Genomic DNA, 24,523 nt, shown 5'->3' with positions numbered 1-24,523 from the left:
ATGCTTACCTTAGCAGACTATGGGTTGAGAAACCTGCTACGGCTCCCCTATTTAAATAAACGTATTTAAATAAAGAAGTGCGGGGAAAGCTCTCGGTGAAGCTGGTTAAGCTCCAGTTACCTGCACTCCGAGCACCCTCTGGAAGGATAGGGGAAAACGTTTGGGAGTGTTTTGCATGAAAACGTCTTTGCCCTGCCGGCTCTGTGCTGGAGCAGGAACTGCTGGAGCTAGGAGCCCCCCTAGCCCGCCCCGCAGTCTTGGGTGTGGGGGCCTGGGTGTGTCTGGCTGTGCTCTGCAGACGTTTTTAGTATTACGTTCTCCTATAACGTCTTCTTGGGTGGAGCGCTTGCCTAGGAAGAGGTATGATGATGAGGAGCTTAGGAGGAGGGCCCTGGAGCTTCGCAGGCGCGGCTATAGCTACCGTGAGATTGCGCGTGAGCTTGGCTGCAGCCTATACAAGGTTTGGGAGGTCCTGTCGCCCGTTGAGAGCCCCCGGTCTAGGCTCCGGCAGGCGGCTGAGCTGGCTGCTAGGGTTGAGGAGCTATCGGGGAGACTCCAGGATGTCTCGGGGGAGCTTGACCGTGTTGAGGAGAGGCTTAGGGAGCTCGCGAAGGCCGCCGGCAAGGCTGGACTCTTGGAGGAGCTCTCCAGGGAGGTCTCGGGGCTTAGGGAGAAGATGCTAAGCCTTGAGGAGGAGCTTAAGGGAATACGATGACTCCCTGATCGACATATACGCTAGCCTAGCGCTCATAGCTGAGGCTGGGAGGCTGAGGATGAGCCGCTGCAAGTACTATAGGGATGGCTACTGCTACCGGTGGTACTGGACTGAGAGGCCCCCGGAGCTAGACGATGACGAGGTTAAGAGGGACAAGTTAAACGGTAGGATAGTCTACAGGGTCAGGGTTGAGAAGAGGCCAGTACTCTGCGCCGTATGCCCATACTTCGAGGAGAAAATAGAGCCCCGGATCAAATGGGAACCGCTCAAAGGGTCAACACGGTTAGCTCATAAGTTTCCGCTCAATTAGGTGTACCCATGCTTAGACGTAGACGCAGCATTTAGTGGGGACTGCGATGGAGAAGGCTCTCCTGATAGGGATTGATGGCGCCTCCTGGAATATAATTCAGAGGCTTAAACATACGGAGGTCTTATCAATGAGGTTTATTAAAAGTGGTGCCGCATGGGCTACACTTAAAAGCACCCTACCCCCATGGAGCATTCCTGCATGGAACTCACTGTTCGCAGGCTTAAGCCCTGAGAGGCTTGGAATCTATGGCTTCTTAAAGCCGAGCGGAGATAAGCTAGTACCACTTACACGTGAACTTGACGGGCAAGTTTACTTATGGGATCTCGTCTCAATGCGTCGCGGAAGAGTTATTGCCGTCAATAGAGATTTTGAAATATTGAACTCTATGGGGGATTAGTGTTAGACTATGAATAGAAGATGGTGCTTCCGAGCGAGGCGAAGAAAATTATATGAGGAGAATGGCGATGACAAGAATGCCTAATATTGTATTAGTTACTATTGATACTTTAAGATACGACGAAGTAAATAAAATGCATTTCCTCAGAAAAATAGCTAGTAAAGGTATGTTCTTTGAAAATCACTACGCTAATGGGCCAGCAACGCCATTCTCCTTTCCATCCATCCATACATCCCTGCCTCCCCTTTGGAGGACAAAACCAGATAAGTATAATGGAGTGGCTATCTGGAAACGAAGAACACTTGCAGAGGTTCTTAAAAGATTCGGCTATAGAACCATAGCTTTGGTTGATAATCCCTATGTATCCTCATATTACGGGTATTCTAAAGGCTTTGATTTATTCATCGATCTCCAAGAGTATTGGGAAAGAATAGAAAAGAAGAGGATTTGGGTCAGATCTTTGACAGGCATGAAACAAGGTTTTAACCTTCTAAGAGTGCCCGAGCGAGTAATTAAATGGTTGATGTATCATAAGGCCTTATCAGCTAAAAATATTGACCTCGCCTCCTTGCTAATAGCATTTATTGATATACTTCAGTACAAGATCCTTTCTATTAATCTCGAACGTATGCCTGCAGTGCGGGGTGAAGATTCTGTAAGAATAACTGGTCACATTCTACAAAGATACCTGCGGACACCCTTATTTTTATGGGTCCACATCATGGACCTCCATGATAATGGATTTGGCAGTTATGCACCACCGCTAAATAGACTTAGCACTCTTCGAGAATTATATATGCTAACTAGGATTCTTAGAAAAGTAGAGCTCAGGACTAAGAGGGAGGATTTACTTGACAATGAAATCTTAACATTACTTAAAGAATTACGTGTGCTAGCATTAAAATATGTCGACCTAGTACTTGCAAAACTGTTTGCACTCCTAGAGAAACTAATCTCAACCTTAGGAGATACTATTCTAATAATTACGTCAGACCATGGAGAGGGCTTCCTTGAACACGGAGAACTAAATCACGGATATGCATTATACAATGAGTTATTAAAGGTTCCCTTAATCCTTTACGGCGCCTACCCTGATGATTTAGGTGAAATTACTAGTAAACTTTCATCTCACATGGATTTTGGTAAGATGGTGTTTAAAGTATTGGGAAAGAATGAACAAAAATTATGGGAATATCTAAATATACCATCTCTGACGGCAAACTTCTACTCAAGAAGAGCTGGCGTGTTTGCTGAATGCTGGTGGGAAAGGAAAATTAGTTACGCATACATAACAAAGCGTGCAAAGACCATAGTCACATTCTATGGAAATAATGTTTATACCGAATTATATGACATAGTTAAAGATCCGAATGAAAAGGTCAATATAGTAGATAGTAATCCAGATCTTCTAAAAGAGCACTTGAAAATCTTAAGGAAGCATATCCTCTTAGAGGGACATATAGCGTTAGCTAAGAGGCTTCACGACTACTTAAAAGATTAAAAGATAATGTACCTAAAGTAATAAGGATGCTCGTTTTTATTGAGTGTAGCTGGGATTGTTTAATGAGGTTTATTGGGTGACAGATAACGTGTTTAACAAGTCTAAACCAGTATGGTTAATGATTATTGGAGTTGAGGGTTCTGGCAAATCTACTCTTGCAAGGTATATTTTCTCGCTTCCTAAAGATGTTAGGATTCGTTTATTAGGGGATAATGCAGTGTTTGATGCTACATACTCTGATCATTTACTGGCATATACGCTTCAAAAGTTCTTGATCAAGGTGGGAAGGAAGGAAGTTCATGTTTACCCTGACGGTTCTGAGATTGTTGAGCCTGATTATGGTGTTGTGGCTAGGTTGTTTCCCTTATGGTATATTTTGCAAATAGTTAGCTTTTTTATCTACTCCTTAAAGAACCTGTTACGAGCAATCTTCGGCTCTATTGTAGTATGGGAGAGAGGTCCTTACAGCTTTCTATCATATATCGCATGTATGGAGCTATACCTACGTTTAAGGCGGCTTAGAAAGAATATAAATTACTCATATACACTCTTCACAGCAAGGATTCTATACGGTTTTCTGCGCAGAATACCCCACAGTGTTGTTTACTTAAGCTGCGACTTCGATATTGCTAAGGAGAGACAATCCGGCAGAGGGACACCAGCAATTCCTCGCTGGATAATGTTATTCAGATCGCTTGTCGAAAGGAGGTTTTTAAGGGACTACTTTACTTTTGCGCCACTAATAGAAATTGACACTACAAGGCGGAAACCTTTACAGATACTTATAGATGTAATTAAAATGTTAAACCACCATAGGTGATGCCTGTGTGGATTAGGTTCTCTTATAAAGGGTTAAAATTTCTTGTAGATAGTAAAGTAGGCGATCTCTACCCTTTTATTGATGTTTTTATAAGGAGGTTTTATGATTCCGTAGAAATTCGCAGCGATTCCATAATAGTTGATGTTGGCGCTCACGTCGGGTTCTTCACAGTTAAAGCAGCAACTAAGGCTAAGAAAGGAATTGTTATAGCAATTGAGCCACATCCAGAAAACTTTAGAAAGCTTCTAATTAATATAAAGCTCAATAATTTAAATAATGTAATTCCATTAAATCTAGCCCTATGGGATAGACAAGGAACTTTAAAACTATATAATTTTAATTTATCAGGTATATATTCAGTTGTTTATCCTGGGAGACAATTCACTCTCGTTAAAGCAAATACATTGGATAATGTTCTAAAATCCTTAGGAATAGATCAAGTAGATTTGGTGAAAATAGATGTAGAGGGAGCAGAATTAAAAGTACTTAAAGGAGCTACGGCTTCTTTAAAAAGAAGAATTCGATCTCTTATTTTAGAAGCACATAGTTCTTATGCAGTATTTAGTGTAGCTAAATTGCTGAAAAAGTATAATTTCAAGGTAAGCACTCTACTCATACCTCAGTACACTTTCCGAAGATTTGTAAGAGGTGAGAATTTATTAGCACTGCTGAAGTTCGAAATAATAGATCATATTACAAGATGGGTTGAGAAGAAGACTTTGTTAAGAGATATGACCGTATTCGTAAAAAGAACGTTCTTGGCGGAGCAACAAGCTGAAAATAAGCGTGGTGAGTACTGTGTAATGGCAACTAAGATGGGTGGGGAGTAATTCACATAAAATAATTGGGATACAATTATGCCTGTACGATTAATGTTTAGTTTCGATGATGGATTTAAAACTGACATTAGTCTAGCTAAGCTTTTTGAGAAATATGGGTTTAAAGCTACGTTCTTTGTTACGGCTGGTAAGGTTGATAAGGGTTCTGCGTGGCTTTCAAGGGAGGATGTTTACTGGCTTTCCGAGGTTCATGAGGTTGCATCTCACTCGCTAACTCATAGGCCTCTTACCCTGCTTCCATGGGGGCTTGTGGTGAGGGAGTTAAGGGATTCAAGAATATTATTAGAGGATATTATTGGTGAGAGGATCATCGGTTTCTCGTACCCCTACGGATTGTTCAACGATAATATTAAGAAGCATGTAAGGGAGGCTGGCTACCTGTATGCCAGAACTACTAATGCCTACTGGATAGGTGTTAACGGGTTCGTGGGGGATCCTTATTCCCTGCGTGTTACTCTTCCACTTTACCCGTTAAAACTTGTGGGTTCTATATGGGATGTCGTGAACAAGCTTCGCCCCACATTCTTACGAGCGTATTTGAGCATGTATTCTAGTGATGTAGGGGACCTTTTTGCTAACATGATTAAAAGAGGATATATGAACACATTTTCGTTTATTAAAAATGTAATATTGATACTGCTTGAGCGGTCTAGGTATGATAAAAAGAGCTATGTAGTTAGCTTGTGGGGGCACTCATGGGAAATAATGCTTGATAGAGAAGCTAAGCTGGGATTTGAGGATCTCCTAGCCTTCATATCTTCTCTAAAGAGGGATATTGAGGTACTAACAATTAGAGAAGTTGTTGAGAGAGCGGGTAGGGTGAAAATGGATGAGTTTGAAGGTGCTGGTGGTTCATAGCGGTAGGCTGGGGATTGGCGGCGCCAACGTGTTTCTCCAAGACCTTCTAAGCAGGCTCAGCAAAATAGCAGAGTCCCGGTTCTACTTAGTCGGTATGCGTTCTCAGAGTGGCGTACTACAGCTGGAGCTGGGCATTGTGGAAAACGGGAACAACTACGGATATACAGTTAAAGTCTACAACTTCCTACGCGTCAGCAGTTTTAATAATATTTTAGAAAAGGTTTCTAAGTTCATGGAGGGATTCATTAGTGCATTGAGGCCTAGCATAATGCTGGTGAACTCTGTCGAGCCAATTGTTCTTTCCGTAATTGAAAAGGTTATGGATAAAATTCCTAAGCTATACCTTATCGTCCATGATGGGGGGTTCTTCTGCCCTCTTAAACACATGTGGGATCCAATTAAAGGCAGGCCCTGCAGCATGCCATGCTTGGCTCTCGGAGAACCCCCAGGGTACTGTGCAGCTTCCGAGGTGTTGCTTAAGATAGGGTACATTCAGCCGTTCCTCAACCCTCTAAAACCTAGGCTTCTAAGCCCTGCCGAGAAGATTAGTGTAGACAAGAACTTCCAAGATGCATGGGAGATATCTAGAACTGTCTTGAGGCATTCAAATGTTATTGTGCCCTCAAAGTTTATGGCCTCCATTGTTAAACGCTTCGCCGGCGTGAACGCTGTCATTATTCGGCATGGGGCTCCGGAGGAGCTGTTCGCTCTGGCCCGTGAACCTAGGAGAACTGCTCGTGTTAGATTAGGCTTTATTGGAGACGTCTCCCTCCACAAGGGAGTACACGTGTTATTAGAGGCTGTAGACCTCGTTGTGAGGCGCAGGAAGGATTTAGCCCGTTCCATGGAATTTTACATTATTGGAAAGGTGCATAATCTAAGCAGTGCATCCATGAGAATTATTAGCAAATATAAGTATTTATTAGGAAAGTATGTTCATCTATTAGGCTTTGTGAGACCTAGAGTAAGCGTTTATAAGTTGCTTGACGCAGTTGTCCTCCCCTCTATATGCCATGAAAGCGCAGGGTTAAGTGTTATTGAGGGTGTTGCCTCGGGTAGATATGTTATTGCTTCAAATGTTGGAGGCGTACCAGAGTACTTGAGCCCTTACCCGAGAGGCTTACTCGTAGAGCCGGGTAACGCCCATGCACTGGCTGAGGCTATCGAGCAGACTATAGACAGGATTATCGGGGATAAGGATGCCTTTGGCCCTCTCGATACGCATAGATATGTAAAAACTACTGGTGATGTTGCCCGGATGTATGCACGCCTACTCTTTGGGGCGGTTGAAAATGCGGGATAAGAAGATCTCTGTATCTGTAGTTGTGGTTACCTACAACGCCAGCAGCTACATTATCCCTTGCTTGAAGTCCGTTCTCGGCTCCCGCGGTGTAGCTATAGAGGAGGTGCTCGTGGTTGATAATAATAGTAGCGATAATACCTTAGAACTCGTTAAGAAATATTTCGGTAGCGATCCAAGGGTTAAGATTGTCAGGCTTCGTAGGAACATGGGTTTCCCCTATGCTTGTAATGTTGGTGTCCGGCTTGCTCGTGGCAGGTATGTTGTCTTGATGAATCCTGACGTTGTTGTTGACCCCTACTGTTTCGCCAGGCTTGCCGAGTTTTTGTCCCAGAATAGTGATGTTGCTGTTGTTCAGCCTAAGCTCCTGAAGCCTGGGGGTTATATTGATGGTGTTGGGGGTGTCATGGATTTCCTCGGCCACGGCTTCCACTTGGGGATGTATGAGAGGGATTCGGGGCAGTATGGCGAGCCTAGGGATATACTGTATGCTAGTTTTGCATGTGCCATGGTCCGGCGTGACGTCTACCTGAGGCTTGGGGGTATGGATCCGAGGTTCTTCCTCTACAATGAGGACCTGGACTTCTGCTGGAGGGCCTGGCTTGCCGGGTACCGCGTGGTGTATGTCCCCGGCGCGGTTGCATACCATGTCGGCCAGCACTCGACTAGGAGGATCCCCTACCGGGCGCTATACTTTGGCAGGAGGAACAGGCTCTACACGATATTCACGAACTACCCCCTCCCAGCAGCAGTAGTAGCCTCCCTCATGCTCATGGCCTTGTACCTTGTGTTGGGCGTGAAGGCCGCTCTAAGCGACCCCTACGAGGCCAGGCTAACGTTTAGAATACTGGCCAGGTTCTTCAGGGATTTAAAGTATCTGGCGGGTAGGAGGGCGGCCACCCCCAGGAGGGCTAGCCTAACGGGGATGCTCAGGAGGGGGCTGGTAACGTTCAGGCTTGTCGGCCTGAGGCTCCACCTGGCGGGGCTTTACAGGGCTCAGCTGAGGATTAAGGTGAAACCCGGGAGAGCTAAAGAATGAATAATATCCCAGCCCGGCAGCCCCCCGGATAACCATAACGGCTTGGGTGGGGGCCGCACCGGCTTTGAGAGGGCCTCGTCCTAGCGGGTGGCGGGGATACGCGGCTTAGACCGCTGACGCGTCCTATGTCTAGACTGGGGCTGGTGATGGCTTACTGCTAGCGTGTGCGGCCTGCACTGCCTCCTCCACTGTGAGTCCATATCCTTTCCTCGGCTTCTGCAGCACCTTTCCCGGTATCTTGACGGGGTTTCCAGCGTCTCTTGGGCGCTTTATTCCCTGGCCTCTCTCTGTGCCTGGAAGGGTGCTGCTTGGTGCCCCTCCCCGCCGATACGGGAGCTGCGTCGAATTTGTGGGGGTCCGGGGAGGGTGCTTAGTGTTTCGTTCCTTGGCCGTGCTTCTGGGTGTTGTCGCCTCTTGTCTTCCCCCATTCCTCGCTGAATATTTTTACTGCTAGGCTTGTGTCGTGGAATCTTGTTTTAAGCGTGTTTCTCGCCTTGGCTTGTCTAGGCTGCTGTCTCTCGGCCTCCCCGCCTTCCACTGCTTCATGTCTTTCATTGCCGCCTTTTCTATCAGGCTTGTTGAGGCCGGGTGCTTCTGCTATCCTTGTTGCGAACCGGTGGCGGCTCATCCGTCTACATGTAGTGTTCCCATGGGTTTTAGCTCCGCTATTTCCGCTATTGCCTTGGCGAGTAGTGTGTTGAGTGTTGGTGACACGTACTGGTCTGTTAGCGTGTATACTCTCTCACCCTGGAATAGCTTCCCGGCTATGTATTCTGCGAAGCTTTTCTTTGCCCCCATGCCGTAGACTGCGCTTGTCCCGACCACTGTGTGGGGGGTGTCTGTTGAGCGTACCATCCTCTGCGACTAGCTTGGTTAGCCTGTAGTAGTTTACCGGGTTGGGTGTGTCGTCTTCGCGGTAGAGGCCTTTCTCCCCGTCGAACACGTAGTTTGTTGAGATGTGTACTAGGTGTGCTCCTACCACCCTGGCCGCTCTGGCTATGGTTCTGGTGGCCTCCACGTTTACTCTCCAAGCCTTCTAATTGTAAACAAAAAAGCTCTGATAATTCGTTTTGGTTTTCATCCTAAGAGAGCCTCCCTCTCTATGGACAACTATAGGCAGGAATATGCTGAGCACTAAATATCCCTTACTGAGTGCATGCAATGAAAAGTCTACATCTTAATAGTACGTGCCTCGGCATGTTTACATTTGCTAATCACTTCCTACTTATAACTGCTAAAGCAAATGTAACCCACGGTGCAGGGAGTATCCCTGTCATGGAGCAGGTTAAGTACCGATATGGGGACAAATAATGCCATATAAGCAGTTCCTTAAGTCCTGCTACATGCTGTTTTTCCAAACTATAGTCAATATAATATTGTAGACATCAGGCATATCCTGTCACTTGTTTCCATATATTGTATAATCTTTTTCGAGAATTCTAATATCTGAGTTCATAACTATAACGATTTGATAATCATTTTCTGCTTACGATAAAATGTATTGCAATATAAGCTTTATCCAATTATTTTCAAGATTTCTTTGAAAGTTCGTGATAATATAATATTACATTTCTAATAAGATTTTCATGGCAAGTTTCCCAGGCTGGAGGGGTTGTTTATTTATCTTGACGTCTGAGCCGGGCTTGGCTGGGTGGCGGTGTGGTTTGGGGTGGCCTAGGGTTTCAGTGTTGTGGCTGAACTATAACAGTATGGGGATTATCGATGTCGTGGAGAGGTCCCTGGAGGCTCTGGGTGGGCTCGACTACCCCGACTATGAGGTTATCATAGTCGATAACGGGTCTAGCGATGGGAGCTTTGAGGTTGTGAGGGGGCTGGCGGGGAGGCTCCGGGCTCGGGTGAAGGTTGTCAGGCTGGGGCGCAACCTGGGCTTCGCGGGCGGGAACAACGTGGCTTTCAGGGCCCGGGACCCCGACTCCAGGTACATAGTGCTCCTGAACAACGACGCCATACCCTTGCCCGGGAGCTTGAGGGATCTCGTCGAGTGCGCTGAGTCCCTGGAGGGGGTTGGAGCCGTCCAGGGCGTGATACTGGACCTCGAGACGGGGCTCGTGGACACCGCTGGGGACTTCCTCACCGAGTTCCTAGCCGCTTACCCGGCCTTCCGGGGCATGGATCCCCGGGGCGTGAGGCGGGCCTTCTACGCTGCCTACGCCGACGGCGCCTACTCGCTATACAGTGTCGAGGCCGTCGTGAAGGCTACGGGGTACCCCGATAGGCTCTTCCCCTGGGAGGCCTTCGCCTACCTCGACGACGCCCTCCTGGGCCTCCAGCTCTGGAACGCGGGGTTCAAGGTTGTCTCCTGCCCGGTGGTCGTGGGCAGCCACAGGAGGTCCTCAACGTTCGGCAGGATCAGGGCTGTACAGGCCTACCTCACGGCCCGCGGGTGGGCGGCGCTCAACGAGGTGGCGAACAGCAGGTTCAAGGGGCTGATTAAGGCCCTAATGCTCAGGAGCGCCGTTGCCCGGGGGCTCGCGCCGGCCCTGGCCTCCATGCTCCACCCTGGCAGGTACAAGGCCCCCAAGGGCGCCGGGGGGCTCGCCGCTGCCATAGTTAGGGGGTTCAGGGACGGCGTGAAGCTCGGCCGGAGGCTGCTCAGGGAGCCATGGGCCCCCCTAGACTTGTACAAGGCCCCCGTTATCACGCTGAGCGCCCCAAAGGCTACCCTAAGCCTTCTAGCCGGCCTGGGGCTCGACTACGCCAGGAGGAGGACGGCCGAGGAGGCCACCCTGCTCCTGGCGAGGGCGCTGGGCGCCGTTGACGCTTACGCGTAGCAGCAGCGCGGGGAGGCGCCCTGGGTGGTCGCAGTGCGCGTCGGTATAGTCGCTGACTCCCTCGTCAGGGGCCCGCCAGCGTAGCCGTGTATGTGAGGTCCCTTGTGGAGGGAATCCTCAGGCTAAAGCCCCGGGGGTTTTAGAGTGTTCGCGGTCAAGCCCGGCGGCGCGGGCTATAGGTTGGGGGCGCCTCAGCCGCCCTGAGGTCCAGGGCCCACATCGTCGCCCTGAACGCTTCACTAGTCGACGTGGGGCGCGAGGCCCGGGGGGCTGGAGGCTATTCTACGCGCCCCCTACACGCTCGTCAGGAGTGTACGCCTCACGCTTAGGGATGAAGTCAACCGGCGCATAGCCAGGCTAGCCGGTTCTCGGCCGGGGTTTAGGGGCTCTCCTCCACGCGCGGCAGGCTGGCGCGGTGCATCCAAGCTAAAAGCCCACCCGGTACTCCCAGAGCAAAGAGAGCCGGGGCTTGCGGGCGTGGTAGGAGGGTGCTAAAGGCTTGGGTGGGCTCGTGGCCGTCCTGGGCATGCACAGGTCTGGAACCTCGATGGTAGCTGGGATTCTGCACATACTCGGGGTTAACATGGGCGAGAGGCTCCGGGGGCCCACTGGTCCAACCCTCTAGGCCACTTCGAGGACCTTGGCTTCGTCGAGTTGAACGATGAGATCCTGAGGGCGGCCGGTGGGAGCTGGGACAACCCCCCCCCCGGGCCCGGGAGGCGATCCTGGCGGTTGCCCCACGCTTCTACGATAGGATAAGGCCGCTCGCGGAGGAGGAGAGGAGGAGGCACGAGGTGTGGGGCTGGAAGGATCCCAGGACCTCCCTCATCGTGGAGCTGTACCTCCCCCACCTCGAGAACCCCTACTTCATAGTGTGCCACCGCGACTGGGAGGCTATAGCGCGCTCCCTCAAGAGGAGGGATGGGATGAGCATAGAGGGGGTCTGGCTGGCCAGGGTGTGCTATGAGAGGGTTGAGGAGTTCTTCAGGGAGCACCCGGGCCTCAGAAGACTGGACGTTCGCTACGAGGACTTCATAGCCGGCCCGGAGGCTCACGTCAGGAGGATAGCCTCGTTCATAGGCCTGGAGCCCGGTGAGGAGAGGATCAGGAGGGCCGCAGCCTTCGTGCTCTCCCCCGGGGAGAGGGAGAGGCTAGTCAGGAGGATGAGGAGGGAGGAGATGGCCCGAAGGATCGTCAAGGGCTTGACGAACCCGAGGAAGGCGCTCAGGTACATTATGGGGAGGCTCCTGGGGAGAAGGTAGCCGGCTCACGGCCCCCGTTTATACCCTGCCCGCCGCCCTGCCTCCCCCGGGGGCTCAGCGTTGGGCGGCGGCGTTAGGGGCCTGGTTCTTGCGGGCGGCGAGGGCACGCGGCTTAGGCCGCTGACCCTCGCCATGCCTAAGCATTTGGTGCCCCTGCTGGGTAGGGCTATGATTGAGTACCCCATCGGGCACCTGGTGGAGGCTGGGGTTAGGGATGTTGGTGTTGTGGTCGGCTACCTGGGCCACTTGATCACGGGCTACCTTGGCGATGGGTCTAGGTATGGGGCCAGGTTCACGTACATAAGGCAGGGGGAGAGGCTTGGGATAGCGCACGCTATACACCTGGCCGTCGAGGAGGGCTTCGTGGATGGGCCCTTCGTTGTCTACCTTGGTGACAACATACTCGCCGGGGGGGTACGGGGGTTCCTGGAGAGGTTCCTGGAGGAGGAGCCGGACGTGCTCATACTCCTCTCCAGGGTCAGGGATCCCGGGAGGTTCGGCGTCGCGGTCGTCAGGGACGGCAGGGTCGTGCGGCTGGTGGAGAAGCCGAGGGAGCCCCCCTCAAACCTCGCCTTGATAGGGGTCTACTTCTTCAGGGACCCCGACCTGGTGGAGAGGGCCTTCACGGCCCTCAAGCCTTCGTGGAGGGGTGAGTACGAGGTCACGGACCTGATACAGTGGTTCATAGACAACGGGTACAGGGTCGACTACGACGTAGTAAACGGCTGGTGGAAGGACGTCGGGACCCCCGAGGGGCTCCTCGAGGCGATATACCTCCTCCTGGACGAGTCCAAGCCCAGGATTGACGGGGAGGTCGCGGGGGAGGTCGTGGGGAGGGTTATAGTGGAGGAGGGCGCCGTAGTCGAGGGGAGGGTCTACGGGCCGGCCTACATAGGCCGGGGGGCCCGCATAGGCGGGGAGGCTGTGGTCGAGCACTACGTATCCGTGGAGGGTGGGTCGAGGATCCTCTCCGGCTCCCTCTCCAGGACCCTGGTTATGAATGACAGCCTGGTGGACGTAAAGAGGCTAAGGCTGGTGGACAGCGTCGTCGGCAGGGGCTGCGTGGTCAGGGCCTCGAGGGAGATCCACGGGGAGCTGAGGCTAGCCATCTCCGACTATAGCAGGGTGGAGGTGTAGCCGGGAGGGGCGGGGCTTTGAGGATCCTGGTGCTGGGCGGCGCCGGCTTCATGGGTAGCAACTTTGTTAGGTACCTCGTTAAGAGGTATGACGGCGTTGAGGTGTACGTTTACGATAAGCTTACATATGCTGGGAGGCTCGAGAACCTCGCGGACGTAATGGACTCGATACGCTTCACCCGAGGCGACATAGCTGACGAGAGGCTCCTAGAGCGTGTTGTGAGGGAGTTCCAGCCCGATGTCATGGTAAACTTCGCGGCCGAGACCCACGTGGACAGGTCTATAAACGAGCCCGCCCCCTTTATCAAGACGAATGTCCTGGGCACGTTCGTGACCCTGGAGGTCGCGAGGAGGCTCGAGGTGCCCCTATACGTCTACATATCAACCGACGAGGTCTACGGGGACCTTCACGGCGTCGAGGGGGCGGCGGGGGAGGATTGGCCTCTGAACCCCTCGAGCCCCTACTCGGCCTCCAAGGCGGCCGCGGACATGCTCGTCAGGGCTTACGGGCGGACGTATGGGTTGAGGTATAGGGTTGTGAGGCCGTGCAACAACTACGGCCCCTACCAGCACCCCGAGAAGCTCGTGCCGAGGACCATTGTGAGGCTCCTCAAGGGGAGGCCTGCCACGGTGTACGGGGACGGGTCCCAGGTGAGGGACTGGCTGTACGTCGAGGACTTCGCCGAGGCCCTGGACGCGGTGATCAGGAGGGGCGGGGACTACGAGGTCTACAACGTCTGCGCCGGCAGCTACGCCAGCGTCAGGGAGGTGGTCGAGGCCATAGTCAAGATCATGGGGAGGGACCCGGGGAGGGATATAGTACACGTTAGGGGGAGGCCGGGGGAGGATAGGAGGTACGCGATGACCTGCGAGAAGGTGAGGGCCCTCGGGTGGAGGCCGAGGGTCGGCCTCCTCGAGGGGCTTGAGAGGACGGTGGAGTGGTACAGGCTTAACGAGTGGTGGTGGAGGCCCCTACTGGACAGGTACGTCCTCGCAGACGAGCCCTGGGGGGCGGGGCCTTGAGGGTGCTGGTCACCGGGGGCACGGGCCTCCTCGGCTGGTGGCTGGCCAAGACCCTAGCCGGGAGGGGCTACCGGGTGGTTGCAACCTACCACTCCAAGGAGCCCCGGGGCCTCGATGGTGTAGAGTGGGTGAGGCTCGACCTCAGCGACCCCGCCGGGTCCCTCGACGCGTTGAGGGGGGCCAGGCCCGACGCGATAATACACGCGGCCGCCTACACAGACGTTGACGGCTGCGAGCTCGACAAGGGCAGGGCTTTGAGGGTCAACTACCTGGGCACAGCCGCCATCGCCAGGCTAGCCTCAAGGCTCGGGGCCTACCTCGTCTACGTCTCCACAGACTACGTCTTCGACGGGGAGAGGGGCATGTACTCAGAGCGGGATCCCCCCAACCCAGTGAACTACTACGGCCTCACAAAGCTCCTGGGCGAAGCCGCCGTGGGGGCAGCCGCGCCCGAAGGCCTCGTCTTGAGGGTGAGCGGCCTCTACGGCTACAGCCCCACGGGTAAGAGGAACTTCGCCCTCAACGCCCTCGAGAGCCTCCTGGCGGGGAGGGAGGTTAGGGCCTTCAGGGACCAGCGCCTCTCCCCCACCTACACCCCCCACCTCGCCGAGGCTGTGGCGCGGATCCTCGAAGCCGAGCCCAGGCCCACGGGGATCCTGCACCTAGCCGGGGAGGCCATGAGCAGGCTGGAGTTCGCCCTACTACTAGCCAGCGCCGCCGGGGCCGACAGGGGCCTCGTGAAGCCCGCCTCCATGAGCGACCTGAGGCTCCCCGCCAGGAGGCCTAGGGACTCCAGCCTAGACACAGGCAAGGCCGAGGGAGAGCTGGGCTTGAAGCTGCCCCCCACTAGTGAAGCGGTGTCGGAGTTCGTGAGGCTATACAAGTCGGTTAGGGGCCTATAGGAGGGGTGGCCTGGGGTGCCCTTCAAGTCCTTCAGGCGGCTCGGGATCCCCGACGTTATACTGGTTGAGCCCGTGGTCTTCCCCGATGAGAGGGGCTTCTTCGCGGAGCTCTACAAGAGGACGCCATTCCTCTCCGAGGGGATCCCCTACGACTTCGTCCAGGTGAACCTGAGCAAGTCGAGGAGGGGCGTTGTTAGGGGGCTGCACTACCAGCTCAGGCCGATGGAGCAGGGTAAGCTGGTCACGGTCCTCCGGGGCAGGATCCTGGACGTTGCAGTGGATATCAGGAGGGGGAGCCCGTGGTATGGGAGGTACGTGGCTGTCGAGCTGGCCGCCAACGAGCCCAGGCTGCTCTGGGTGCCCCCAGGGTTCGCCCACGGGTTCCAGGCGCTCGAGGACGGCACCCTGGTACTATACCTGGTGACCAAGGAGTACAGCCCCGAGCACGAGCGCTGCATCAAGTGGGACGATCCGGACATAGGCGTGGACTGGCCCATAAAGGAGGGCGTCCTGCTCAGCGAGAAGGACCAGAGGTGCCCGCCGCTGCGCGGGGCGGAGACGAACTTCGAGTACCCCGGGGGCTAGTGCCCCCGGACAGCGGTCTTGCCGCGGCTGTTGCTGCCGGCGTTGCTGTGCGGCTTCCCTTGCTGCTACCGCTGCTGCCCTGCGGGGGCTGTCCGGCGGGGGTGGTGGCGTTCTCGTGGCCCCGGGGCGTCTTTAATGATATTTAATTAATGCCTCGTCCTCCCCGGGGCTGCGGGGTTTGGGGTCTTGGCCTCCGGCGGCTCTGGTGGCAGGAGGGGGAGGTACACTACTGTCTCTATACCGGTCTCCCTCTACGAGCGGATCCAGAGGCTTATCGAGGGGACGGGGTTCACCAGTGTGTCCCAGTTTGTGACGTATGTGCTGCGGGAGGTTGTGGCGGAGATGGAGGAGGAGAGGCTGAGGAGCGGGGAGGTTGGTGAGGAGGAGAAGAAGGCTATTCTCGAGAGGCTTCGGAGGCTTGGCTACCTGTAGCCCTCCTATTGGCGGGGTGGTGTGGTGTGGTCTCGCGTCCTCATGGGGGTAGGCTTGTGGACAGGGTTGCCCGGGGTGGGTCGAGGGAGAGGCTGCTGCGGGAGGCTCTGGAGATGCCCAGGCTGGAGGTTGGCGGGGGCTTGGCTGCGGATGCCGCTAATATCGCGCATGGGGTTTATAGCCCGTTGGATGGCTTCATGGTGCAGGAGGATTACCTCTCGGTGCTGCATGATATGAGGCTTAGCAGTGATGTGCCGTGGACTATCCCGATTGTGCTTGATGCTTCTCCGGGCGAGCTGGCGGGGGTTAGGGAGGGTGATGAGGTTGCCCTCTTCTACCGTGGTGGGCCGCTGGCGGTGCTCCGGGTTGAGGAGATCTATGGCTGGGACCGGAGGGAGCATGCCCTCAACGTGTTTAAGACCACTGACCCGGGGCACCCGGGCGTTGCCAGGCTTATGAGGAGGAAGGAGCTGTTCGTGGGCGGGCCTATCCTCCTCCTCCGGGACCCGCCGGAGCCTTTTGAGAGGGTGAGGCTCTGGCCCCGGGAGACGCGTGTGCTCTTCGAGGCCAAGGGCTGGAGGACTATAGCGGCTTTCCAGACGCGCAACGTGCCCCATCTAGGCCACGAGCATGTGCAGAAGGCCGCGCTCACCTTCGCCGACGGACTGTTTGTGAGCCCTCTGGTGGGCTGGAAGAAGCCCGGCGACTACAGGGACGAGGTGATAGTTGAGGCCTACAGGGTGTTGCTGGAGAACTACTTCCCCAGGGAGAGTGTTGTATTCAGCGTGCTCAGGATGGAGATGAGGTACGCGGGGCCGCGGGAGGCGGTGCACCACGCGATAGTGAGGAAGAACTTCGGCGCAACCCACTTCATAGTGGGGAGGGACCACGCGGGGGTCGGGAGCTACTACGGCCCCTACGAGGCATGGGAGCTGTTCAGGGAGTTCCCGGACCTAGGGATAACCCCCCTCTTCGTCAGGGAGGCGTTCTACTGCAGGAAGTGCGGCCAGGTGGTCAACGAGAAGATATGCCCCCACGGCGAGGAGTACAGGGTGAGGATTAGCGGCACCAGGCTGCGGGAGATGCTCCGGAGGGGCGAGAGGCCGCCGGAGTACATGATGAGGCCGGAGGTGGCGGAGGTGGTCCTAAGGCACCCGGACCCCTTCGTGCCCGGGGACGAGAGGTGAGGGGTGCGGGAGGGGTGCCGCGCCGCCTATTCCTCCTGGGGCTCGACTCGATGCCCCCGAGGGTCCTCTACGAGGGGATGGACGGGGGCGGGTTCAGCTACCTCCGCCAGCTGCTGGGGGATGCGAGGCGCTACCGGCTGAGGAGCTGCCACCCGCCGATAACGGTGCCGGCCTGGATGGCCATGTTCACGGGGAGGACGCCGGGCGAGCTGGGGGTCTACGGGTTCAGGCACCGGAGGCCGGGCGAGTACGGCTACTACATAGTCGACGGCACGAGGATACGACACCCGGCCCTATGGGACCTGGCGGGCCGCAGGGGGCTCCGGGCGGGCGTGTACGGCGTGCCCCCCACCTACCCGCCCCGCCCGGTCCACGGGTTCCTGGTCACCGACTTCACCACCCCGGGGCCGGAGAAGCCCTACACCTTCCCGCCCTGGCTCCGCCGCGAGCTGGAGCAGGCCGCCGGGGGGCCTCCAGTGTTCGACATAGTGTACCGGAGCGGCGAGAAGGACAGGGTGGCCAGGGACCTCTACGCGATGCTGGAGAGCCACCAGCGGCAGGTGGAGTACCTGGCGCTGAGGAAGCGCTGGGACCTATTCATATATGTGGAGATAGCCGTCGACAGGGCGCACCACGCCTTCTGGAGGTACTTCGACCCCGAGCACCCCCGGCACGAGGAGCACCCGGTGTACAGCAGGGTGATCCCCGAGCTCTACAGGAGGATAGACAGGTGGTTCGAGAGGCTCCACCGGAGGCTCCCGCGGGACACGGTGGTGGTTGTGGCGAGCGACCACGGCATCAAGGCTATGAGGGGCGCGTTCGCGGTCAACCAGTGGCTGGCCGAGCAGGGCTACCTCCGGCTGCGCGCCAGCCCCGGGGAGCTGAAGCCCGGCACGGAGCTCTCCGAGGACCTGGTGGACTGGGAGCACACGGTCGCCTGGGCCTGGGGAGGCTACTACAGCCGCGTGTTCATCAACCTACGGGGCAGGGAGAAGAGGGGCGCGGTGGAGCCCAAGTACTACGAGGAGACGGTCGAGCAGCTCCGGAGGGACCTCGAGAGGATAAGGGGGCCGGGCGGCGAGCACTGGAGGAACACTGCCCTGCGCCCCGAGGAGGTCTACCCGGAGGTCAACGGGGACCCGCCGGACCTCATGCTCTACCTGGACGACCTCAACTGGAGGCCGGCGGGCACCCTGGGCTGGCCCAGCCCCTACCTGGAGGAGAACGACCGCGGCCCCGACGACGCCGTCCACGACTGGATCGGGGTGTTCGCGGTCTACGACCCCGAGGGCACTGTGAGCCCCGGCGAGGCGGGGGTGATTGATATACACGGGGTGCGCGGCCTGCTGGAAGAGATAATATTCTCCAGGCGGTGAGGCCCCCGGAGGGGTGGAGAGCATGGGGGACAAGGTCTCCATAGAGATAAGCAGGGAGCTGTACGAGAAGGCCCGGAGGTTCATAGAGGAGCAGGGGGGCTTCAGCAGCGTGGAGGAGCTGGTGGAGTTCCTGCTCCGCGAGGCCCTCGAGACCGGCGGGGAGGAGGAGATGAGCAGGGAGGACGAGGAGCGGGTCAGGGAGAGGCTCCGCTCCCTGGGCTACCTCTAGCCCCCTCTCCCAGGGCCTCCAGTATCCTCGCGGCCAGCCTCTCCGCGTTCTCCTCCACAGTGTTCTTCACCGTGTCGAGCACCAGGTCGGGGTCCTCGGGGGGCTCGTAGGGGTCGCTCACGCCGGTGAAGTGGCTTATCTCCCCGCGGAGGGCGCGGCGGTAGAGCCCCTTAGGGTCCCTCCTGATGCACTCCTCGAGGGGAGCGTGGACGTAGACCTCGAGGAAGGGGGCCTCCTCCTCGACTATCCTGCGGACCTCCCTCCTCACGTCGCGGTAGGGGGAGACGAAGCTGCAGACCACTATCACCCCATTCCGGGCCAGGAGCCGGGCTATCCAGGCGACGCGGAGGAGGTGGCGCCGCCTCTCCTCCCGCGTGTAGCCCGCGTCCGGGTTGATGGTCTTCCTCACCCAGTCCCCGTCCAGGACCTCGACACGGTAGCCCAGGGAGCGTAGCCTCTTAGCGGTAGCCAGGGCTATCGTGGTCTTGCCGCTCGCGGGGAGCCCGGTGAGCCACGCGACAACCCCGCGCTCCAGGCAGCGCATCCCCAGCCACCCTCCCAGCCCCGCGGGCCCCACGAGCTGGATAAGCCTCGCGCCCACAGCAAGGAGCCAGGCCACAATAAGCCGGAGAGGGGGCGGGGGCAGCAGGGAGAGCTGGCATCCAGCCTCCGGCTCCGCCCCTCGGCGCAGGCCTTGGCGCCGCTCGCCCACCGGGCGCTCGGGTGGGGGCTTCTCCACTCTTGCTGGCCGAGATGGGCTCCAAGCCATTATAGATGGCGTGGGTGATGTATAGCCCTGCATCCCCGGGGGGCTGTGGGTGTGGCCTGGGCTTGGCCGTGCTAGTCACGGGCGGCGCTGGGTTCATCGGGAGGCATGTAGTGGGGCTGCTGCTCGAGAGGGGCTACGAGGCTGTTGTGGTGGACAACCTCTACTCCCCGGGCTCGGCTGGGGCCGCCATGCGCCTCCGCCGGCTGGGTGCGCGGGTTGTCTGGGGTGACGTCTCCCGCTGGGAGACCCTGCTCCACGCCGTGGGGGAGGCTGGGCTGGGGCGGGGCGACGTCGAGGCCGTGGTCCACCTGGCCGCGGTGGTGGGCGTCGAGGAGGCATGGGGGAGGCCGCGGCTGGCGCTGGAGGTGAACGTAGAGGGTACGCTGAACGTGCTGGAGCTGGCCCGGCTCCTCGACGCGGAGAGGATTGTCTACGCTAGCAGCGCGGCGGTCTACGGGGAGCCCAGGTACCTCCCCATCGACGAGAACCATCCCCTGGAGCCGGTCAGCCTCTACGGCTGGTCGAAGCTCGCCGGGGAGACCCTGCTCTGGCAGTACCAGCGGGCCTACGGGCTCAGGCCGGCCGCGCTCCGCCTGTTCAACGTCTACGGGCCCGGGATGAGGCCGGGCCCCTACGCGGGCGTGGTGTACAGGTTCATAGAGGCGCTTCTCCGCGGGGAGCCGCCGGTGGTCTACGGCGACGGCGAGCAGACCCGGGACCTCGTCTACGTGGGGGACGTGGCTGAGGCCATGCTCCGGGCGGTAGAGGCGGGCTACACGGGCCCAGCCAACATAGGCACCGGGAGGGAGACCAGCATAAACCAGCTCTACAGGATGCTCTGCAGCCTCCTGGGCGGGGGCTGCCCGGAGCCGCTCCACAAGCCCCCGAGGCCGGGGGATGTTAGGAGGAGCGTAGCCTCAATCAGGCTGGCGGAGGAGAAGCTCGGCTGGAAGCCCAGGACAGGCCTGGAGCAAGGCCTAAGGGAGACGATCAAGTACTATAGGGGGCGCGTAGAGCCGTAGACAGGGCAGACGCCGGGTCGAACGAGAGTAGCCCAGCGCCGCCGGCCACCTCGAAGGACACGTGAACGTGGAGCACCCTGGCCGCCACGGTGCCTGCACCCCTGCCGCGGGGGCCAGCCCTCACGGCTCCCCGCAGGGCCCCTCCTATGGCTTCAGGAGCTGTAGCCTCCGTAGCCTCCTGAATAGGCTTGTGTAGTTGGCCTTTCCGGCCGCGTTGAGCCCTGTGGCGAAGGCGTCTGCCAGAGGCCTGCCATCCGTGTCGTGGGGTAGTGGGAGCCCGAGGTACGCTAGTATGGTGGGTGTGATGTCGTAGATGGAGGCTCTCCTCTCCTCGCCGGCGGGCGGGGCGGATACCTCATCCCCCGCCAGGGCTACTAGCGCGTGCTGCTCGTGGACGCCCATATACCCTTGTGGAGCGGCTCTGCATGTATGTTCGCGTCGAAGAACACGTCGGGCCCCGGTATGAGGAGTAGGCTGGGCGCCCTCTCCACGTAGGGCCCCCAGAAGACCTCGTCCCGCGAGGCTATGCCCCGTATCTGGCTGATGCCCTGCAGTGCCTGGCGCACGGCGCCGCAGTAGCCCCTCCTCACGTACACCCCCAGGTTGCCCGTCTCGAGCATGAAGGCCCTGCTTGTGGAGTAGTTCACCTCCACCTGTAGAGGGATCAGTGGCCTTATCCTCTTCAGGAGGCTTCTCGGTATAAGCCTCCTCGCCAGCCGGAGGAGGGGGCGTATTCTGGAGCCCCGGGCGCTGCTGGGGGAGCTGCCGCTGCCCGGCTCCGTGGCGCTGTGCTCTGCCCCCCGGGCCACGTGGTACCGGTAGTCTATCAGGCCCCTGTCTGCGAGGATGCTGTTTACACCCACGAGCACGCGTGCGACGCGGAAGCCGTGATCGCTCGCGAGTATAAGCAGGCTGCACTCGCCGCTAGCTTTACGGACAAACCTGTCTATCATCGATGCGATCCTGTAGATTCTATGCATTTGCCTGCCCTCGACTATGTCCGGGATCCTGTGCATGAGCCAGTCGAGCTCGCTGAACACTATGACGAAGAGGCTGTAGTCCTCCTTCTCGAGCAGGTCATAGTAGATGTTTAGCCTCTTCTCGAGAAACTCCTCAACCATCTTCACATAGGAGTCTGTGTCGGCGGCCCTGCTCCACTGGTGGGGAGGCTCGACCAGGTACTCGGAGTACCTGGCCTCATAGCCTCTAGGGTGGATGAACTGCCGGGGGGGACCAGTCGCTGACGAGTACAAGGTTCCGGGCCGCGAGGAGCTGGGATACGGGGTAGGTTAGGGGCACGTTTATGACGACGCTCCTAAGCCCCTTCATGGCGGCTATCTCGAACACGCGCGGGTACATGACGTCGCGGGACGATGCCACGCGGATACTGAAGCCCTCTTCGCCCTGCTCGACCACGTAGAAGCCGAATATGCCGTGCTTCCCGGGGTTCACCCCGGTGAATATGCTCGTCCAGGCGGGGGGCGTGTAGGGAGGGATCGAGGGAGCGGGGGAGGCGAAGCCCTTGCCGGCTATGCTGGATAGCGCGTTGAGCGGGATACTCTCCAGCATGGTCTTAAGGTTGCCTGGCCCGACGCCGTCGAGGCCTATTAGGCATACACGTTTAGCCAACTACACCACCTTACTGCTGGTACCGCAGCCCTCTCCGGCATTGGCTTCCAGAGGGGCGGCGGGATCGCCCAGTCCTTAAATCTGCTTCATCAAGCCCCGCCGCCGGGGGATAGCGGCTGAGGGCTCCATAGCCCCGGGGGGATGCGGCTGGGATGAAGCGGCTGGTGTTCGTCGCCTGGGCGCGGCTTAGCCGGAGGACGCGCGACCTCGCCCGGGCCCTTGGGGCCGGGCTGCTGTTCCTCCGGGATAGGCCCCCCTACATCCGCGCCTGGAGGGAGACCGCCAGGGCGCTGGAGGAGGCCAGGCCGGACGCCGTGGTCGTGCAGCTGCCGCAGGGGCCGCTGCTCCTCCGCGTGGCCACGCTGGCCGGGCGCCTCGGCTTCCGGGTCGTGGCCGACGTGCACACCGGGTTCCTCGTCTACAGCTCGCCGGCGGGGCTCCTGCTCAACCGGCCCTTCCGCGGGCTCCTCCGCCGCGCCGACCTGGTGCTGGCCCACAACGAGCCCGAGGCGAGGCTGCTGGGGAGGGCCGGGCTGCCGGGGGAGAGGGTGCTGGTGGTCTACGACCCCCTGCCCCGGCCCCCGGCTAGGCTGGAGAGGCCAGCCCTAGACCTCGGCGACGGGGGGTACATCCTCGTCCCGGCCTCCTGGGCGCCCGACGAGCCCCTGGAGCTCGTGGCCAGGGGCTTCCTCGCATCAGGGGCCCCCGGGGGCTACAGGCTCGTGGTGACCGGGGATCCGGGGAGGAGGCCGGGGCTCCACCGGAGGCTGAGGAGGCTGGCCCGGGAGAGCCGGGGCTCCATAGTGCTCACCGGCTTCCTCCCCGAGCCCCAGTACGCCTGGCTCCTCAGCCACGCCGCCGCCGTGGTGGCGGCTACGACGAGGGAGTACACGATGCTCTCGGCGGCCTGGGAGGCGGTGGCCTACCGGAAGCCCCTCCTAGCATCCGCGACGGGGACGCTGAGGGAGGTGCTGGGGCCGGGCTACCCCTGCCTCTTCCCCCCGACCGTGGAGGGGGTGGCGGAGGCCATCGACAGGTGCCTCTCCGGGGGCCCCGGGGTCGCGGAGGCAGTCGAGGAGACCCTGGAGAGGCTGAGAAGGATGTCGACGGGGAGCCTGGAGAGGCTGGCCAGGATCCTCGAGAGGCTCTAGGCGTGGCGCTGCCGGCCGCCCTCCTCTAGCAGCCTTGCGGCTAGCTCCAGGTAGCTCCTCGCCACCGTTCTACGGTTGAGCCTGCTGCGCCAGAAGGAGGCTATCTCGCCTGGGTCGTACTCCCCGGCCTCCCAGCGCTGGACATCTGTCAGCAGGGCGGCGAGGAGGGCCTTCTCGCTGAAGTCGGGGGCTAGGGTCCCGGAGAAGCCTCCCCGGGTTAGGTACATGAGGCTCTCGATGGGGGTCCCCACTATGCTGCAGCCCATCGACACCGCCTCCGCGGCGGCTATGCCGAAGCTCTCCCAGTTGGAGGGCATGAAGAGTATCCTGGCCTCGCCCAGGTGCCTGACCAGCTCGCCGCGTGGGACCCGGCCGAGAACACTGATGGAGGGGGCGGGGTCCCCTCTGCAGGCCTCCGCCATGTACCTCCTGACCGTCTCCTCCCCGGGCCCTATCACCGCGGCCTCGTAGTCCGGCATGGCCCTGGCGAAGCTGCAGAGCACCCGGGCCAGGGTGCCGGTGTTCTTCTGCGCCACGTCATGCCATCTGCCGACAGCCACTATCTTCCTCTTCTTCCTCGCCGGTATAGGGGCCCTCGCTATATCATCTGCCACGGGGTTGGGTATGAAGTGGATCTTCCCGGTTAGGTCCGGCCTGCCCCAGTACACTAGGATGTACGCCAGGTTGGCCTTGGCCTGCGGGGACTCGAGGACCAGGGCGTCGGCGGCCTCCAGGTGCGGTATTATTCTTCTGGGGAGCGTCCTCAGCCTAGCTATGGTCTTCTCGGCCAGTGCTCTCAGCGGGCCGGGCATGTGCCTCAGCAGCTTGCCGACCTTCCTGGTGCGGTAAACGCTCCTGGGGAACGCGGGGTAGCATAGCCTGCCGTCTATATCCCCCTTCACTATGACCTTCTTCCCGGCCTTCTTCAGCGCGGCTATTATGGGCAGGTAGGGTCTTCCAAGCCACGTGTAGATGATGACTACGTCGTAGGGTGTGCTGCGCCAGTACTCTGGCCGGGACGCCTCCCCCGCCTGCACGAACCTGAGCGGGATCCGCTGGTAGCCCCTGAGGCTAGGCTTCTCCACCGTTATCAGCTCTGCCTCCACGCCCAGGTCGTTCAGCCCCAGCACTATCTGCCCAGGGTCCTTGACCTCATGGGCGGGCTCGTACCGGTCGAAGTACACACCTATCCTCACGCCGCTACTATTCAACTCCCTCCACTCTCCCGGCCGCCCCTGGGCACCCGGTG

The 24,523-nt window shown here is 58.2% G+C and carries 29 protein-coding genes and 1 pseudogene; 22 read left to right on the top strand and 8 right to left on the bottom strand.

Annotated features, from left to right (window positions below; translation table 11 throughout):
- The first annotated feature begins 337 nt into the window (after positions 1-337).
- The 9 genes from ACZ42Y_RS02680 (at position 338) to ACZ42Y_RS02640 (ending at position 7,779) form a co-directional block, all read left to right on the top strand.
- Positions 338-715, top strand: a complete 378-nt coding sequence (locus ACZ42Y_RS02680; protein WP_464735618.1) for a helix-turn-helix domain-containing protein — start codon at positions 338-340, stop codon at positions 713-715.
- Complete coding sequence (locus tag ACZ42Y_RS02675; protein ID WP_464735617.1) at positions 687-1,025, top strand: hypothetical protein; 339 nt, start codon at positions 687-689, stop codon at positions 1,023-1,025. Before ACZ42Y_RS02680 ends, ACZ42Y_RS02675 begins: the two co-directional genes overlap by 29 nt.
- Positions 1,026-1,071: 46 nt before the next feature.
- A complete protein-coding gene (locus ACZ42Y_RS02670) occupies positions 1,072-1,422 on the top strand; it encodes an alkaline phosphatase family protein (RefSeq protein WP_464735616.1) in 351 nt (116 codons plus the stop codon).
- A 52-nt stretch (positions 1,423-1,474) separates the two neighbouring features.
- On the top strand, positions 1,475-2,923 hold the full coding sequence (locus tag ACZ42Y_RS02665; RefSeq protein WP_464735615.1) for a sulfatase-like hydrolase/transferase: 1,449 nt from the start codon (positions 1,475-1,477) through the stop codon (positions 2,921-2,923).
- Between the two features lie 76 nt (positions 2,924-2,999).
- Positions 3,000-3,743, top strand: a complete 744-nt coding sequence (locus ACZ42Y_RS02660) for an ATP-binding protein (RefSeq protein WP_464735614.1) — start codon at positions 3,000-3,002, stop codon at positions 3,741-3,743.
- Positions 3,743-4,573, top strand: coding sequence for an FkbM family methyltransferase (locus tag ACZ42Y_RS02655; protein ID WP_464735775.1), 831 nt, complete (start codon positions 3,743-3,745; stop codon positions 4,571-4,573). Before ACZ42Y_RS02660 ends, ACZ42Y_RS02655 begins: the two co-directional genes overlap by 1 nt.
- Before the next feature lie 27 nt (positions 4,574-4,600).
- On the top strand, positions 4,601-5,440 hold the full coding sequence (locus ACZ42Y_RS02650) for a polysaccharide deacetylase family protein (RefSeq protein WP_464735613.1): 840 nt from the start codon (positions 4,601-4,603) through the stop codon (positions 5,438-5,440).
- Complete coding sequence (locus ACZ42Y_RS02645; protein ID WP_464735774.1) at positions 5,424-6,743, top strand: glycosyltransferase family 4 protein; 1,320 nt, start codon at positions 5,424-5,426, stop codon at positions 6,741-6,743. The genes ACZ42Y_RS02650 and ACZ42Y_RS02645 overlap by 17 nt, the downstream gene beginning before the upstream one ends.
- Positions 6,733-7,779, top strand: a complete 1,047-nt coding sequence (locus ACZ42Y_RS02640) for a glycosyltransferase family 2 protein (protein ID WP_464735612.1) — start codon at positions 6,733-6,735, stop codon at positions 7,777-7,779. Before ACZ42Y_RS02645 ends, ACZ42Y_RS02640 begins: the two co-directional genes overlap by 11 nt.
- 370 nt (positions 7,780-8,149) lie before the next feature.
- Here ACZ42Y_RS02640 and ACZ42Y_RS02635 read toward each other — a convergent pair whose 3' ends face one another.
- The 3 genes and pseudogenes from ACZ42Y_RS02635 to ACZ42Y_RS02625 all read right to left on the bottom strand — a co-directional run.
- On the bottom strand, positions 8,150-8,407 hold the full coding sequence (locus ACZ42Y_RS02635) for a hypothetical protein (RefSeq protein ID WP_464735611.1): 258 nt from the start codon (positions 8,405-8,407) through the stop codon (positions 8,150-8,152).
- Positions 8,404-8,604: a hypothetical protein gene (locus tag ACZ42Y_RS02630; protein ID WP_464735610.1), complete on the bottom strand. Its 201-nt coding sequence runs from the start codon at positions 8,602-8,604 to the stop codon at positions 8,404-8,406. Before ACZ42Y_RS02630 ends, ACZ42Y_RS02635 begins: the two co-directional genes overlap by 4 nt.
- A pseudogene (locus ACZ42Y_RS02625) lies at positions 8,522-8,800 on the bottom strand (sugar nucleotide-binding protein); the annotation flags it as partial. The gene ACZ42Y_RS02630 and the pseudogene ACZ42Y_RS02625, both read right to left, overlap by 83 nt.
- 643 nt (positions 8,801-9,443) lie before the next feature.
- Between ACZ42Y_RS02625 and ACZ42Y_RS02620 the strand changes: the two are divergent.
- From ACZ42Y_RS02620 to ACZ42Y_RS02570, 11 genes are all read left to right on the top strand, one after another.
- The gene (locus ACZ42Y_RS02620) at positions 9,444-10,571 is read left to right on the top strand and encodes a glycosyltransferase family 2 protein (protein WP_464735609.1); all 1,128 of its coding nucleotides are present in this window, start codon (positions 9,444-9,446) and stop codon (positions 10,569-10,571) included.
- A gap of 499 nt (positions 10,572-11,070) precedes the next feature.
- The gene (locus ACZ42Y_RS02615; protein ID WP_464735608.1) at positions 11,071-11,196 is read left to right on the top strand and encodes a hypothetical protein; all 126 of its coding nucleotides are present in this window, start codon (positions 11,071-11,073) and stop codon (positions 11,194-11,196) included.
- A gap of 64 nt (positions 11,197-11,260) precedes the next feature.
- Positions 11,261-11,833, top strand: a complete 573-nt coding sequence (locus ACZ42Y_RS02610; RefSeq protein WP_464735773.1) for a sulfotransferase — start codon at positions 11,261-11,263, stop codon at positions 11,831-11,833.
- A 60-nt stretch (positions 11,834-11,893) separates the two neighbouring features.
- Entirely contained in the window at positions 11,894-12,970 is a 1,077-nt protein-coding gene (locus ACZ42Y_RS02605) for a glucose-1-phosphate thymidylyltransferase (RefSeq protein ID WP_464735607.1), read from the top strand.
- A gap of 17 nt (positions 12,971-12,987) precedes the next feature.
- On the top strand, positions 12,988-13,992 hold the full coding sequence (gene rfbB / locus ACZ42Y_RS02600) for a dTDP-glucose 4,6-dehydratase (RefSeq protein ID WP_464735606.1): 1,005 nt from the start codon (positions 12,988-12,990) through the stop codon (positions 13,990-13,992).
- Positions 13,993-13,994: 2 nt separating this feature from the next.
- The gene (rfbD, locus tag ACZ42Y_RS02595; RefSeq protein ID WP_464735772.1) at positions 13,995-14,894 is read left to right on the top strand and encodes a dTDP-4-dehydrorhamnose reductase; all 900 of its coding nucleotides are present in this window, start codon (positions 13,995-13,997) and stop codon (positions 14,892-14,894) included.
- A 15-nt stretch (positions 14,895-14,909) separates the two neighbouring features.
- Positions 14,910-15,479 (top strand): dTDP-4-dehydrorhamnose 3,5-epimerase, encoded by a 570-nt coding sequence (gene rfbC / locus ACZ42Y_RS02590; RefSeq protein WP_464735605.1) that lies wholly within the window; start codon positions 14,910-14,912, stop codon positions 15,477-15,479.
- 186 nt (positions 15,480-15,665) lie between these two features.
- A complete protein-coding gene (locus tag ACZ42Y_RS02585) occupies positions 15,666-15,911 on the top strand; it encodes a ribbon-helix-helix domain-containing protein (protein ID WP_058371539.1) in 246 nt (81 codons plus the stop codon).
- Between the two features lie 26 nt (positions 15,912-15,937).
- Entirely contained in the window at positions 15,938-17,098 is a 1,161-nt protein-coding gene (gene sat / locus ACZ42Y_RS02580; protein WP_464735604.1) for a sulfate adenylyltransferase, read from the top strand.
- Positions 17,099-17,112: 14 nt separating this feature from the next.
- Positions 17,113-18,474, top strand: coding sequence for an alkaline phosphatase family protein (locus ACZ42Y_RS02575; protein WP_083494633.1), 1,362 nt, complete (start codon positions 17,113-17,115; stop codon positions 18,472-18,474).
- 22 nt (positions 18,475-18,496) lie between these two features.
- On the top strand, positions 18,497-18,703 hold the full coding sequence (locus ACZ42Y_RS02570; protein WP_464735603.1) for a CopG family transcriptional regulator: 207 nt from the start codon (positions 18,497-18,499) through the stop codon (positions 18,701-18,703).
- Here the strand turns inward: ACZ42Y_RS02570 and cysC are convergent.
- A complete protein-coding gene (gene cysC, locus ACZ42Y_RS02565; protein ID WP_464735771.1) occupies positions 18,669-19,247 on the bottom strand; it encodes an adenylyl-sulfate kinase in 579 nt (192 codons plus the stop codon). The genes ACZ42Y_RS02570 and cysC overlap by 35 nt on opposite strands.
- 293 nt (positions 19,248-19,540) lie before the next feature.
- Here cysC and ACZ42Y_RS02560 point away from each other — a divergent pair, with 293 nt between their 5' ends.
- The gene (locus ACZ42Y_RS02560; RefSeq protein WP_464735770.1) at positions 19,541-20,494 is read left to right on the top strand and encodes an NAD-dependent epimerase/dehydratase family protein; all 954 of its coding nucleotides are present in this window, start codon (positions 19,541-19,543) and stop codon (positions 20,492-20,494) included.
- Between the two features lie 144 nt (positions 20,495-20,638).
- Here ACZ42Y_RS02560 and ACZ42Y_RS02555 read toward each other — a convergent pair whose 3' ends face one another.
- The 3 genes from ACZ42Y_RS02555 to ACZ42Y_RS02545 are packed head-to-tail and all read right to left on the bottom strand — an operon-like array spanning position 20,639 to position 22,123.
- Positions 20,639-20,896 carry a hypothetical protein gene (locus ACZ42Y_RS02555; RefSeq protein ID WP_083494634.1) on the bottom strand — a complete coding sequence of 86 codons (258 nt, stop codon included), beginning with the start codon at positions 20,894-20,896 and terminating at the stop codon, positions 20,639-20,641.
- Positions 20,869-21,747, bottom strand: a complete 879-nt coding sequence (locus ACZ42Y_RS02550) for an alkaline phosphatase family protein (RefSeq protein WP_464735602.1) — start codon at positions 21,745-21,747, stop codon at positions 20,869-20,871. The genes ACZ42Y_RS02555 and ACZ42Y_RS02550 overlap by 28 nt, the downstream gene beginning before the upstream one ends.
- Positions 21,701-22,123 (bottom strand): alkaline phosphatase family protein, encoded by a 423-nt coding sequence (locus ACZ42Y_RS02545; protein ID WP_464735601.1) that lies wholly within the window; start codon positions 22,121-22,123, stop codon positions 21,701-21,703. Before ACZ42Y_RS02545 ends, ACZ42Y_RS02550 begins: the two co-directional genes overlap by 47 nt.
- 152 nt (positions 22,124-22,275) lie before the next feature.
- Here ACZ42Y_RS02545 and ACZ42Y_RS02540 point away from each other — a divergent pair, with 152 nt between their 5' ends.
- The gene (locus ACZ42Y_RS02540; protein WP_058371544.1) at positions 22,276-23,274 is read left to right on the top strand and encodes a glycosyltransferase; all 999 of its coding nucleotides are present in this window, start codon (positions 22,276-22,278) and stop codon (positions 23,272-23,274) included.
- Here ACZ42Y_RS02540 and ACZ42Y_RS02535 read toward each other — a convergent pair.
- Positions 23,271-24,485 carry a glycosyltransferase family 4 protein gene (locus tag ACZ42Y_RS02535; RefSeq protein WP_464735600.1) on the bottom strand — a complete coding sequence of 405 codons (1,215 nt, stop codon included), beginning with the start codon at positions 24,483-24,485 and terminating at the stop codon, positions 23,271-23,273. The genes ACZ42Y_RS02540 and ACZ42Y_RS02535 overlap by 4 nt on opposite strands.
- Positions 24,486-24,523 lie beyond the last annotated feature (38 nt).

The organism is Pyrodictium brockii, from assembly GCF_055379715.1.
The sequence above is the reverse complement of the archived record's forward strand: the minus strand, read 5'-3'. Positions and strand labels throughout refer to the sequence as shown.

Bases quoted from the DNA above. Each gene is read 5' to 3' on its own strand.
- ACZ42Y_RS02670 (WP_464735616.1), top strand. From the start codon at position 1,072: ATGGAGAAGGCTCTCCTGATAGGGATTGATGGCGCCTCCTGGAATATA.
- ACZ42Y_RS02665 (WP_464735615.1), top strand. From the start codon at position 1,475: ATGAGGAGAATGGCGATGACAAGAATGCCTAATATTGTATTAGTTACT.
- ACZ42Y_RS02655 (WP_464735775.1), top strand. From the start codon at position 3,743: ATGCCTGTGTGGATTAGGTTCTCTTATAAAGGGTTAAAATTTCTTGTA.
- ACZ42Y_RS02650 (WP_464735613.1), top strand. From the start codon at position 4,601: ATGCCTGTACGATTAATGTTTAGTTTCGATGATGGATTTAAAACTGAC.
- ACZ42Y_RS02640 (WP_464735612.1), top strand. From the start codon at position 6,733: ATGCGGGATAAGAAGATCTCTGTATCTGTAGTTGTGGTTACCTACAAC.
- ACZ42Y_RS02635 (WP_464735611.1), bottom strand. From the start codon at position 8,407: ATGAGCCGCCACCGGTTCGCAACAAGGATAGCAGAAGCACCCGGCCTC.
- ACZ42Y_RS02570 (WP_464735603.1), top strand. From the start codon at position 18,497: ATGGGGGACAAGGTCTCCATAGAGATAAGCAGGGAGCTGTACGAGAAG.
- cysC (WP_464735771.1), bottom strand. From the start codon at position 19,247: ATGCGCTGCCTGGAGCGCGGGGTTGTCGCGTGGCTCACCGGGCTCCCC.
- ACZ42Y_RS02555 (WP_083494634.1), bottom strand. From the start codon at position 20,896: ATGGGCGTCCACGAGCAGCACGCGCTAGTAGCCCTGGCGGGGGATGAG.
- ACZ42Y_RS02540 (WP_058371544.1), top strand. From the start codon at position 22,276: ATGAAGCGGCTGGTGTTCGTCGCCTGGGCGCGGCTTAGCCGGAGGACG.